13 protein-coding genes are annotated in these 11,699 nt (G+C 72.0%); 9 read left to right on the top strand and 4 right to left on the bottom strand.

All coding sequences use genetic code 11. From position 1 onward, the window contains the following. On the bottom strand, nucleotides 1–1,060 hold a 1,060-nt coding region (locus GTW40_RS26665; protein ID WP_161182714.1), incomplete at its 3' end, for an isocitrate/isopropylmalate family dehydrogenase. A 58-nt stretch (nucleotides 1,061–1,118) separates the two neighbouring features. Then, nucleotides 1,119–1,649 (bottom strand): EF-hand domain-containing protein, encoded by a 531-nt coding sequence (locus tag GTW40_RS26660; protein WP_161182713.1) that lies wholly within the window; start codon nucleotides 1,647–1,649, stop codon nucleotides 1,119–1,121. Between the two features lie 472 nt (nucleotides 1,650–2,121). Between GTW40_RS26660 and GTW40_RS26655 the strand changes: the two genes are divergently transcribed. Then, nucleotides 2,122–2,541: a hypothetical protein gene (locus GTW40_RS26655; RefSeq protein WP_161182712.1), complete on the top strand. Its 420-nt coding sequence runs from the start codon at nucleotides 2,122–2,124 to the stop codon at nucleotides 2,539–2,541. A 325-nt stretch (nucleotides 2,542–2,866) separates the two neighbouring features. Beyond that, nucleotides 2,867–3,319 carry an ATP-binding protein gene (locus GTW40_RS26650; protein WP_161182711.1) on the top strand — a complete coding sequence of 151 codons (453 nt, stop codon included), beginning with the start codon at nucleotides 2,867–2,869 and terminating at the stop codon, nucleotides 3,317–3,319. A 134-nt stretch (nucleotides 3,320–3,453) separates the two neighbouring features. On the opposite strand, the gene GTW40_RS26645 is transcribed toward GTW40_RS26650, so the two are convergent. Then, complete coding sequence (locus GTW40_RS26645; protein WP_161182710.1) at nucleotides 3,454–4,344, bottom strand: RNA polymerase sigma factor SigF; 891 nt, start codon at nucleotides 4,342–4,344, stop codon at nucleotides 3,454–3,456. A 481-nt stretch (nucleotides 4,345–4,825) separates the two neighbouring features. Here GTW40_RS26645 and GTW40_RS26640 point away from each other — a divergent pair, with 481 nt between their 5' ends. After that, nucleotides 4,826–5,308 carry a VOC family protein gene (locus tag GTW40_RS26640; protein ID WP_161182709.1) on the top strand — a complete coding sequence of 161 codons (483 nt, stop codon included), beginning with the start codon at nucleotides 4,826–4,828 and terminating at the stop codon, nucleotides 5,306–5,308. Nucleotides 5,309–5,353: 45 nt separating this feature from the next. Continuing rightward, nucleotides 5,354–5,704: a hypothetical protein gene (locus GTW40_RS26635; protein ID WP_161182708.1), complete on the top strand. Its 351-nt coding sequence runs from the start codon at nucleotides 5,354–5,356 to the stop codon at nucleotides 5,702–5,704. Between the two features lie 39 nt (nucleotides 5,705–5,743). Here the strand turns inward: GTW40_RS26635 and GTW40_RS26630 are convergent, their stop codons facing one another. Then, on the bottom strand, nucleotides 5,744–6,631 hold the full coding sequence (locus tag GTW40_RS26630; RefSeq protein ID WP_202486464.1) for an aminoglycoside phosphotransferase family protein: 888 nt from the start codon (nucleotides 6,629–6,631) through the stop codon (nucleotides 5,744–5,746). Nucleotides 6,632–6,750: 119 nt separating this feature from the next. Here GTW40_RS26630 and GTW40_RS26625 point away from each other — a divergent pair, with 119 nt between their 5' ends. From GTW40_RS26625 to GTW40_RS26605, 5 genes are all read left to right on the top strand, one after another. Continuing rightward, nucleotides 6,751–7,545 carry a VOC family protein gene (locus GTW40_RS26625; protein WP_161182707.1) on the top strand — a complete coding sequence of 265 codons (795 nt, stop codon included), beginning with the start codon at nucleotides 6,751–6,753 and terminating at the stop codon, nucleotides 7,543–7,545. Nucleotides 7,546–7,591: 46 nt separating this feature from the next. Further along, nucleotides 7,592–8,290 carry a ribonuclease H gene (locus GTW40_RS26620; RefSeq protein WP_161182706.1) on the top strand — a complete coding sequence of 233 codons (699 nt, stop codon included), beginning with the start codon at nucleotides 7,592–7,594 and terminating at the stop codon, nucleotides 8,288–8,290. Between the two features lie 120 nt (nucleotides 8,291–8,410). Continuing rightward, complete coding sequence (locus GTW40_RS26615; RefSeq protein WP_161182715.1) at nucleotides 8,411–9,628, top strand: FAD-dependent monooxygenase; 1,218 nt, start codon at nucleotides 8,411–8,413, stop codon at nucleotides 9,626–9,628. A gap of 102 nt (nucleotides 9,629–9,730) precedes the next feature. After that, nucleotides 9,731–11,236 carry an MFS transporter gene (locus GTW40_RS26610; RefSeq protein WP_161182705.1) on the top strand — a complete coding sequence of 502 codons (1,506 nt, stop codon included), beginning with the start codon at nucleotides 9,731–9,733 and terminating at the stop codon, nucleotides 11,234–11,236. Beyond that, nucleotides 11,233–11,699 (top strand): TetR/AcrR family transcriptional regulator (locus GTW40_RS26605; RefSeq protein ID WP_161182704.1); only part of this gene is annotated, 467 nt, incomplete at its 3' end. The genes GTW40_RS26610 and GTW40_RS26605, both read left to right, overlap by 4 nt.

Raw genomic sequence — 11,699 nt, 5'->3', positions numbered from 1 at the left:
AACCCCTCGCGGGCCCCGGGCTCAGCGCCGTCAGCAGGGCGGCCACCACCTGACTGGTCGTCCCCTCCCCGCCCAGGTCCGCGGTGCACACCCCCTGCCGCGTCAGCTCCGCGAGCGCCGCCTCCACGGCGGCCACCGCGCCCGGACAGCCCGCGTGGTGCTCGGCGACGGCGGCCGCCGCCCGGATCGCCGCGACCGGGTTCACCGCGTCCCGGCCCTCCAGGTCGTCCGCCGAACCGTGCACCGTCTGGTACTCCACCAAGTCGGCCACGTCCGGGCGCAGATGGACGTTCTCCGAGCAGCGGGTCTCCTGCCGCTCGCCGCCGAACCGGTCGAGCAGCATCACGTGCATGACGTCGCCCCACTCGTTGCCCGCGACGATCAACGTGCGGGGCGGCAGCCCGTGCGTGATCAGATCGCGGTTCACGGTGTCCGGCTGGCACAGCCGGATCTCCACCCCGTGCCGGTCCGCCGCCCGCCGCACCCAGTGGTCCAACGCCCCGTCCAGCAGATGGAACTTGTACGCCATCACCACCTGCCGGGCCCCGCCCTCGGGCCACAGCCGCCGTGCCCGGCGCAGCGCGCAGTCGAGCACCTCGCCGGTGATCTCCTCGCTGAACTCCATCGTCCGGACCACCCGGCCGGGGGAGTGGGTGTTGTCCCCGGTGTAGAAGCCCTGCGCCTGGTCCCGGACGAGCAGCAGCTCCGGCGCCGAACCGTCCGGCGGGCCGCCCAGCGCGTCCACCTTCACCGCGCGCAGCCGCTGCCGTACCAGATACAGCGACTGCGCGTTGATCGCCGTACGGAACACGGCGGTTGCTCCCCGGGCCGCCAACTCCCCGCAGAATCGCTCGTAATGAGCCGCGTCCTCGGCGGTGAGCGCGGCGGTGCGCTCGATGCCCGCGCCGCGCAGCGACACGTACGAGTCATAGACACGCCCCGAGCGCGCCACCGTCACCGGGACGCCGTGCGCCCCCGCGATGTGTGCCAGTACCCGTTCGAAGACGGCGGCGATCTCGGCGCCCGTGCCCCGGCCCACCGCCAGTCCGACGACCGTCACCCGGCAGCTCCTCTCTTCTCTCTTCCTCAACTCTCCATTTCCGTACGGGTTCTCGGATTCAGCCGCCCGCCCCCACCAGCCGGTCACCGGGGATTCCCGCCTTGTCCGGCGCGTAGAAGTCCTCGATTCCGCCGATCCACTTCTCGACCGTGATCCGGTCCGAGGAGTCCGGCCCGAAGGCGTCGAAGAGGGCCTCGACGTGGGCGCGCCGGAAACCGATGGCGTCCATCAGCGTGAGGAACAGGGGGCGTTCGATCAAACCGTCGCCGTCCGGGTCGCCGAGGGCCGCCAGACTCTCCGCGAACTCCCTCACGGTGGGGGCGAATCGCTCCGGGGCGAGGACGCACGCCTGGAATTCGTCCGGCGTGATCTTTCCGTCCCGATCGGCGTCCAGCTCGGCCGACAGCGTCTCCCAGTACCGCCGGAACGCGGCCGCGATCCGCTCCCGTGCCGCCGGGTCCGCCCCCTCGGCCGCCGCGATCACCCGGGCGGTCATCAGCTCGAAGTCCTCCGGGTCCAGATGGCCGTTGCCGTTGGCGTCGAAGAGCGAGAAGACGAGGGCGACCCGGTCGATGGCCTCAGTGCGCATGACGTGCGTGACCTTTCCTTCGATGGCGTCCCGGTCGTCGGGACGGCACCCACACACTGCGTCCGGCGGGCACCGGACATGCGGCCGCGCGGGCACGTTCATCCGATGGGTGGATTCGCCGCGGGGGGAGGATTGCGGCCGGGCGGATCACCCGCGCGGGCGGGAATCCGCATTCACATGACCACCCCCGTATTCACGCCGCTTCCCCGATATTCACATGGTCTCCGCTTTTCGGGTCACCCGTAAAACGGACCGGTTGATCACGCAACGACTAACGCATGGCCATGGCTTGCCTGGTGTTTTCGGACAGGACCCCGCTTCGCATATGCCAAGAGACTGGCCGGAAAGACGTGGTGACAGCGTTTCCCCCGTGGCGATACTCGAAATACCAGGGGCACTTCTCACCGCACATGAGCCGCACCGGAAAGCGAGGGTCCGACCGCCCTATCGGCCAGGCAACGGGGGAGTGAGCGTGCACGACGAATTCCTGTGCCATGTCACCGCGTACGGGGTGTGCGGCGGACAGCGCGTGGGCGTACCGCTCGGCACCTACCGTGCGCCCACACTCGCACTCGCCCTGTGGTGGCTGCGGGACCGCGCCTCGTGGATGGCCGAGCGGCTCGACCCGCTCCCGGAGAACACGGTGTTCCCGCCGGGCGCGCTGGTGCCCGTGGCGGGCACGGTGGCCGACGTGCCCACCCTGCTCCGCGCCTGGTGCGCCGACGACATCCGGCAGGAGCAGGTCGCGGAGGAGCTGGCGGGCGGCCGCCTGGTGCGCATCGCCGCCAGCGACGACACCACGGAGTACGAACTCCTCGCCGAGTCGGTCGACGCCCTGCGTATGCAGCGCACCGTGCCCGCCTTCGTGGTGCCGGTCGTCCCCGTCGCCTGACACGTGTCGTCCCCGATGCGTCCGGAGTGCGGTCCACGATGCGTCCGGCGTACGGTCCACCGCCGTGGCCGGTTTCCGGAGTGCGCCCCGCAACGCGCCCCACGCACGCGGTCGTACGCCCCTGCCGTCCCGCGCGTACCAGTGGAATTCTGGCCATGACCCGGCGTCCGAGGCGCCGCCCGTGAACGCCGCCTTCCGCCCGTCCCCCCTCTCGGACGGCTGTGCGCCGGAGGCGAACGGACTCGGTGGACTGCCCGGCGCGGCTCGGGGTACGAGCACAGGAGCAACAGGCGACAGGCCGGCCGGCCCTTCGAGAGAGACAGGCATGACGGAACAACTGGGCGGGGCAGTGATACCGACTGGTTTCGACGTACCCGTGGAGCCGCTGCGACGCGCGGCGCACTACACCGGCGAACCCGGATGCATCGCCGCGGCACGGGCCTTCGCCGCCCAGTTCCTGGAACAACTGCGCAACGAGTGGTGCGCCGTGGTCGACAGCCGGGCCGCGGGCGAGGTGCTGCTCGTCGTGAGCGAGCTGGTCACCAACGCCGACCGGCACAGCGACGGCCCGTACATCCTGGAGCTGGAGGGCACGGACAGCACGGTCGCCGTCGCGGTGTACGACAGCAGCGTCGTCCTTCCCCGGGCCTTCCCCCGGGACCCCCAGCGGATCGGTCGGCACGGGCTGGAGATCGTGAGCGCGCTCGCCGCCGAGATCACCGTGGACCGCGTGCCCGTCGGCAAGCGGGTCCGCGCGCGGGTCGAGCTGGAGTCCTGAGCGCGCAGGCGCTTTTTTCGCGGGATGCCGCGCCTGTTCTTCGGGTTCTCCGGACGCCCCGGCACTCGCTCGGAACGCCGTCCCCGCAGCAGAACGGGCCCGGTGTCAGCACGACCGGGCCCGTCGCCGTGTACTCAGGCGCAGCCGAGTTCGCCGAGCATCCCCTGACGCAGCCGCGTGATGATGCGCTTGATCAGACGGGAGACGTGCATCTGGGAGCAGCCGAGCTGCTGACCGATCTCCGCCTGGGTGGCCTCCTCCACGAACCGCATGTGGATGATCGTGCGGTCGCGCTCGCTCAGGTCGGCCATCAGCGGGGCGAGGGCGTGGAAGTCCTCGACCAGCCGCAGCCCCTCCTCCTCCACGCCGATGAAGTCCGCGAGCACGGCCTCGCCGTCCTCCGGGCCGTCACCGGTGAGCGCGGCGTCCAGGGACGAGGAGTTGTAGCCGTTCGCGGCGACCTGGCCCTCGACGACCTCGGCCTCGGTGATGTTCATCAGCGTGGCCAGCTCGGCGACGGTCGGGTCGCGGTCGAGCCTGCTGGACAGCTCCTCGCGGGCCTTGGCCAGCTCCACGCGCAGTTCCTGGAGCCGACGCGGGACGTGCACCGCCCAGGTGGTGTCCCGGAAGAAGCGCTTGATCTCGCCCACGATGTACGGCAGGGCGAAGGAGGTGAACTCGACCTCGCGCGACACCTCGAACCGGTCGATCGCCTTGATCAGGCCGATCATGCCGGTCTGGACGATGTCCTCCATGTCGTCGCCCCGGCCCCGGAACCGCCCGGCAGCGAAGCGCACCAGCGACATGTTCATCTCGATCAGGGTGTTGCGCGCGTACTGGTATTCGTGGGTGCCCTCCTCCAGCTCCGCCAGTCGGCGGAAGAACTGGCGGGAAAGGGCCCGCGCGTCCCGGGGAGCCACGGACGTGGGGTCCGCGATTCCCGGAAGGCTCTCCTCGACCGTCGTGTCCTGTGCGGTCTTCTCGACGACCACGGCGTGCGACCGGATGCCGGCGGCGGTGTCCATTACCTCTCCCACGTGAGTCACGGTTTCGGTGTCAACCTCCGCGGCCGGGGTGTCGCGCTCGGCCGCAGACGCTGCGTGGTCCCCGGCTTCCCGGAAATCCGCGCCCTATTCCTGTTTCCTCTTCCTCACGGGGCGGGTACCCAGGGTCACGCACCACATGCGGGCGGTTCGAGGCAGTGGCGTGAAAGAAATGTTCGGTGCGTGAGGGGTCTCGTGAGTCTTGTGGCGGGATCGTGTCGCGACGGGAAGGAAATCGGCAGGTGGGAGCGGCTTTCCGGACCGCGTGTCGGTCGGCCGGCAGCCCTCGCGCGGCCTACCGTGACGACTGCCGACCGACCTCGCGATGGCCTGAAACCGCCCCTGCCCTGCCCGCTGTCCCTGCCCGTTCCCCCCCTCCACCGATGAGTTCCGGCGCCCGCACCGGTCCACATCCACGACCGCGACACCACCACGCACCACTCATCACGCCCGGGAGGCGTACATGACCACCGACGGATTTGTCACATGCCTCTGGTTCGACGGACAGGCGGAGGAGGCCGCGCACTTCTACGTCTCCGTGTTCAAGGACTCCGGCATCGGCGACGTCCTCCGCCACGGCGAGGCGGGCCCGGGAGAGGCCGGAACCGTGCTGACCGTGGAGTTCACCGCCAACGGCCAGCGGTTCGTCGCCCTCAACGCGGGCCCCCAGTTCCGGTTCAACGAGGCGATCTCGTTCCAGATCCTCTGCGCCGACCAGAAGGAGGTCGACCACTACTGGGACCGGCTGACCGAGGACGGCGGCGAGCCCGGTCCGTGCGGCTGGCTCAAGGACAGGTTCGGCGTCTCCTGGCAGGTCGTCCCCGAGCGGCAGCTGGAGATGATCAAGGACCCCGACCCGGCGAAGGCCGACCGTGCCATGCGCGCCATGATGACCATGGGCAAGCTGGACCTCGCCGCGCTGGAGCAGGCGTACGCGGGCGACTGACGCATCGTCCGGCGGGCGGGCGGGGCGCGCTGGTAGCGTGGCGGCATGCCTTCCGTACTGGTCATCGGTTACGACCCGCAGGCGATTCCCGGTGCCGACGCCGCGGCCCTGCGCATGGTGTTCGAGAAGGAGATGAACCGGTTCGCCGAGCACGGCATCGACGCGCTCATGGCACTGGTCGTCTTCGACGAGACGGCCGAGGAGGCGATCACGGAGGCACTGAACACGCGCCCCTGGGACGTGGTCGTCGTCGGCGGCGGAATCCGCAAGACGGAGGCGCTGTTGCCGCTCTTCGAGCGGATCGTGAACCTGATCCGCCTGCACGCGCCCCAGGCCGCCCTCGCGTTCAACTCCCACGCCGACGACAGCGTGGAAGCGGCCCTGCGGCTGCTCTGACCCGACGCCACGCGGCGCCTGCTCCGAGGCGCCGCGCCGTCACCCCTCCCGCAGGATCTCGGTGACCGTGTGGCGGGCGTTCGCCGCCAGCACCGGGTTGGTGTGCCAGTAGTACGGCAGCTGGACCAGGGCGATGGACAGGGCCCAGCCGCGTCCACGGGCCCACTCGGCGTCGTCGGCGTCCACCGCCTCGCGGAAGGTCTCGCGGGCCGGGGCGGGCAGCAGATTCCACGCCACGATCAGGTCCACGGCCGGGTCGCCCACCCCCGCGCAGCCGAAGTCGATGACCGCGCCGAGCCGTCCGCCGGACACCAGGACGTTGCCGGGGGAGAGGTCGCCGTGCGCCCAGACCGGCGGGCCCGCGTGGGCGGGTGACTTCAGTGCCCGCTCCCAGAGCGCGGCCGCCGCCTCCGTGTCGATCCGCCCGGTCAGCTCGGTCAGCGCCGAGCGGGTCTCCGCGTCCTGGTCCGCCAACGGGCCGCCCCGGTATCCCGGCGGCGCGCCCGCCGTCCCGGCCCGGCGCAGCGCGGTCACGAACCGGCCCAGGTCACGGGCCAGCGGCTCGGGCCGTTCGACGGCGCCCGCGAACGGGTTGCCGCCCTCCAGCCAGCGGTAGACCGACCAGGGCCAGGGGAAGTGCTCGCCGGGCTCCCCGAGGCCCACGGGATCCGGCGCGGACACCGTCAGCAGGGGGCCGAGCCTGGGCAGCCAGCGCCGCTCGTGCGCCACGTCGGCCACCGCGCCGGGATGCCGGGGGAGCCGTACGACCAGCTCCGGGCCCAGCCGGAACATCGCGTTCTCGGTGCCGGACGACTCCAGCCGCCGGACCGGCAGCCCCGCCCACTGCGGGAACCGCCCGGCCACGAGCCGCCGTACCAGCGGGGCGTCGATGTCGATCTCGTCCGCGCGCATCCTCGGAGTACTCATCGGCGCCCATCCAAGGGGTCGCACGTCCCCCGTGTCGAACGAATTCGGCGCGCGTGCCGACCCGTGCGCGGCTAGCGTGACGTCCCGGGACGAACCGCCTGAAACGAGAGGGCCCGACCATGGCCGTACAACCCGAAGGAACGCCCTGTTGGGCCGACGCGATGTTCACCGACCTGGAGGGCGCCAAGCGGTTCTACGGCGACGTCCTCGGCTGGACCTTCGGCGACTCGTCGTCGCAGTACGGCAATTACACGCAGGCGTACGCGGACGGCAAGGCCGTCGCCGCCGTCGTCCCTCCGATGCCCGGTCAGGAGGGCCAGTCGCAGTGGTGCCTCTACTTCGCCTCCCCGGACGCGGCCGCGACCGCCGAGAAGATCCGGGAGAACGGCGGAGAGGTGCTGATGCCGCCCATGCAGGTCGGTGACTTCGGCACGATGGTGCTCGCCCGCGAGCCCAGCGGCGCCGTGTTCGGCGTCTGGCAGGGCGGCGTCCACGAGGGCTTCGAGGCCGTTGCGACCCCCGGCGCCTACTGCTGGTCCGAGGTCTTCACCCGCGAGCCCGAGAAGTCCGACACCTTCTTCTCCGCGGTCTTCCCCTATCGCGCGAAGGACATGGAGGACGACGCGGTCGACTTCCGCGTCTTCGACCTCGGCGCCGACCCCGTCCTCGGCCGGATGCGGATGACCGAGGACTTCCCGCCCGAGGTCCCCTCGTACATCAACGTGTACTTCACCGTCGACGACTGCGACGCGGCCGTGGCCCGCGCCACCGACCTCGGTGCCGTGCTCCGCTTCGGCCCGATGACCAGCCCGTTCGGCCGGTTCGCCGCCCTCACCGACCCGCAGGGCGCCAACTTCTCGGTGATCGACGTCACCACCACCGAGGGCGAGATGCCCGAACTGAAGGACGCCTGAGGGGCGCTCGACCGGGGACGGCTCCACGCCTCGCCGCGGCCATGGCATGATCGTGCACATGCGTGAACGTGTGGTGGCCGCGTGCGACGGGGCTTCGAAGGGAAACCCCGGACCGGCCGGATGGGCATGGGTGGTCTCCGGCGACGACGAGCGGACCCCGGCCCGCTGGGAATCCGGGGCGCTCGGCCGTACCACCAACAACGTCGCCGAACTCACCGCCCTGGAGCGGCTGTTGACGGCCGTCGCGCCGGATGTGCCGCTGGAGATCCGCATGGACTCCCAGTACGCGATGAAGGCCGTCACCACCTGGCTGCCCGGCTGGAAGCGCAACGGCTGGAAGACCTCCGCCGGAAAGCCCGTCGCCAACCAGGAACTGGTCGTCCGCATCGACGAACTCCTCGACGGCCGCTCGGTCGAGTTCCGCTACGTCCCCGCCCACCAGGTCGACGGCGACCCGCTCAACGACTTCGCCGACCGCGCCGCCAGCCAGGCCGCCGTGGTGCAGGAGGCAGCCGGCAGCGCGCTCGGCTCCCCGGAGCCGCCGCCCTCGCCCGACACCCCCGCCCCGGCCGCCGCCCGCCGCAAGGCACCGCAGCGCCGTACCGGCGGCGGCGCCTCCGCGCGCACCATCAAGGCCAAGTTCCCCGGCCGCTGCCAGTGCGGGCGTTCCTACGCGGCCGGTGAGCCCATCGCCAAGAACGCGGCGGGCTGGGGCCACCCGGAGTGCCGGACCGCCACCGACTGACCGGCACCGACTGACCGGCCACCGCCGCCGACCGCCCGGTGCCCGCCACCGGGCATGAGGCATGCCGTTTCGCTGCTACCCTGCGAGGCCGATCGACTACGTCCGGTGACTCCCAGAGGTGTGCGCGTGAAGGTCGTCTGCGTCGGAGGCGGGCCCGCGGGCCTGTACCTCGCCATCCTGCTCAAGCGGCAGAGCCCCGCCCACGACGTCACCGTCCACGAACGCGCCCCCGAGGGTTCCACCTACGGCTGGGGCGTCACCTACTGGCAGGGACTGCTGGACCGGCTCCGCTCCCATGACCCCGAGTCGGCGCACGCCATCGAGGAGAACTCGGTCCACTGGGACGAAGGCGTCGCCCACGTACGGGACTTGAGCACCCGGCAACCCGGCGACCGGGGCTTCGGCATCGGCCGCCACCGCCTCCTCGAACTGCTTGCCGAACGCGCCCGAATCCTGGGCGTACGGCTGGAGTTCGAGAGCGGGATCACCGAACTCCCCGACGGCGCCGACCTGGTGGTGGCCGCCGACGGCATCGGCAGCACCCTGCGCACCCGGCACGCCGACGCCTTCGGCACCCACGCCACCCACGGCCGCAACCACTACCTCTGGCTCGGTACGACCAAGGTCTTCGACGCCTTCACCTTCGCCTTCGCCGAGACCGCGCACGGCTGGATCTGGGCCTACGGCTACCCCTACGACGACATCCACAGCACATGTGTCGTCGAATGCTCCCCGGAGACGTACACCGGTCTCGGCCTGGACCGCGCCGACGAGGGCGAGCAACTCGCCCTGCTGGAGAAGCACTTCGCCCCCGTCCTGGACGGCCATCCCCTCCTCGCCCAGCCGCAGGCGGGCGCCGCCGCCCCCTGGCCCACCTTCCGCACCCTCACCAACCGCACCTGGCACCACGGCAACCTCGTCCTGCTCGGCGACGCCGCCCACACCACCCACTACTCCATCGGCGCGGGCACCACCCTCGCCCTGGAGGACGCCCTGTGCCTGGCCGCCGCCCTGCGCGACCATGCCGCGCTGCCGGAGGCACTGACCGCGTACGAGACCCGGCGCCGCGCCGACCTGCTGTCCGCGCAGAGCGCCGCCCGCTACAGCGCCCGCTGGTACGAGAACCTGCCCCGCTACATCGACCTCCCCCCGCACCGCATGTTCGCCCTGCTCGGCCAGCGCCACTCCCCGCTGCTGCCGTACGTCCCGCCGCAGCTCTACTACGGCCTCGACCGCGCGGCCGGGCGCCTGGAGCCGCTGCGCAGGCTCAAGCGCGGCCTCGGCCCCCGGGTGGCCCGCGCGCTGCACGCCCGCTCCCCGCACCACCGTGACCAGTAGCCCCAGCACCGCTCGGGCGCACGGGTAAATGTTGGTGAAAGGCCATTCACTGGATAGGGTGAATAGTCATTCACCAGTCACGCACATTCCGCAGGAGCGCCCATGGAGCCGTCCGCCCCCATACCCGAGCCGTCCGGCGGCCGCGCGGCGCCGCCCCGGCTCCGGGAGCGCCTCACCATCCCCGTGCTGGCGTCGGGCGGCATCCTCATGGCCGTCATGCAGACCGTGGTCGTACCGCTCCTGCCCGACCTGCCCCGGCTCACCGGGTCGTCCCCGGCCGCCGTCTCCTGGATGGTCACCGCGACCCTGCTCTCCGGCGCCGTGCTCACCCCCGTGCTCGGCCGCGCCGGTGACATGTACGGCAAGCGCCGGGTGCTCACCTCCGCGCTGCTCCTGATGACCGTCGGCTCGGTGCTCTGCGCGCTGTCCTCGGACATCGCCGTGCTGATCGCGGCTCGCGCGCTCCAGGGCGCCGCCGCCTCCGTCGTGCCGCTGTCGATCAGCATCCTGCGCGATGAACTCCCGCCCGAGCGGCGCGGCTCGGCCGTCGCGTTCATGAGCTCCACCGTCGGCATCGGCGCCGCCCTCGGGCTGCCGCTGGCCGCGCTGGTCGTGCAGTACGCCGACTGGCACACCATGTTCTGGCTGACCAGTGCCCTCGGCGCGCTCGGCGTCGCGGCCACCTGGTGGGCGGTCAAGGAGTCGCCGGTACGGGAGCCCGGCCGCTTCGACGTCGTCGGCGCGCTCGGTCTCGCCGTCGCCCTGGTCTGTCTGCTGCTCGGTGTCTCGCAGGGCGGCCAGTGGGGCTGGGGCAGCCCGCGGGTCCTCGGCCTCTTCGTGGTCGCGGCGGTCGTGCTCGTCCTGTGGTGGCGCCAGCAACTGCGGGCCCCGCGTCCGCTGGTCGACCTGCGCCTGGTGACCCGGCCCCGGGTGGGCCTGTCGCACATCGCGGCGCTGCTCACCGGGTTCGCCTTCTACGCCAACTCCCTCGTCACCGCCCAGCTCGTGCAGGCGCCCAAGGCCAGCGGGTACGGCCTCGGCCTGTCCATCGTCGCCACCGGTCTGTGCCTGCTGCCCGGCGGCGTCACGATGCTGCTGTTCTCGCCGCTGTCGGCCCGTATCTCGGCCCGGCGCGGCCCGCGCATCACGCTCGCGCTCGGCGCCGCCGTCATCGCCTGCGGCTACGCGCTGCGCATCGCGGACAGCCGGGACCTGTGGATGATCATCCTCGGCGCGACCGTGGTCGCCACCGGCACCACCCTCGCGTACTCCGCGCTGCCCACCCTGATCCTGCGCGCCGTACCGCCCGCCGCGACCGCCTCCGCCAACGGCGTCAACGTGCTGATGCGGACCATCGGCCAGGCCGTCTCCAGTGCCGCCGTCGCCGCCGTGCTCGTCCACCACACCAGCCTCGTCGGCGGTGTCCCGGTGCCCACCCTGCACGGCTATCTGCTGGCCTTCGGGATGGCCGGGGCCGTCGCCCTGTTCGCCTGCGCGGCCGCCCTCACGATCCCCGGGGACTCCTCGGGCGAGGGGGACGACTCGGGTACCCGGCGCGCCAGGGGCTTCGTCCGGAAGACCCGCGCCGGTGCCCTGGAGGGCGCGTGAGCACCCCGGACACCCCGCCCCCCGCGCAGGGCACCGCCCGCCGGGACGCCGATGCGACCAGGGCGGCCATCCTCAAGGCCGCCCGCCACCTCCTGGCCCGGCACCCGCACGGTGCCATCACCCTGAAGGCCGTCGCCGAGCGGGCCGGGGTCAGCCCGCCGCTCGTCGTGAAGTACTTCGGCAACAAGGACGCCCTCTTCGCCCGCGTGATGTCCTTCGACACCGACGCGGACGACCTGCTCGACGCGCCCCTAGACGCCCTCGGCCGGCACATGGTCCGGCACGTCCTGAGCAGCCAGCGCGAGCGCGGCACCGACCCGCTGCTGCGCATCGTCTTCGCCCCGCTGCACGGCGACCACGGCGACGTCCTGCGCGCCAACTTCCGCGCCCAGGTGACCGAACGCCTCGCCGCCCGGCTCACCGGACCCGACGCGGGCCTGCGCGCCGAGCTCGCCGTCGCCGC

The sequence above is a fragment of the Streptomyces sp. SID4985 genome, assembly GCF_009863025.1.
Lineage (GTDB): Bacteria > Actinomycetota > Actinomycetes > Streptomycetales > Streptomycetaceae > Streptomyces.
This window is presented reverse-complemented; position numbering and strand designations above follow the sequence as displayed.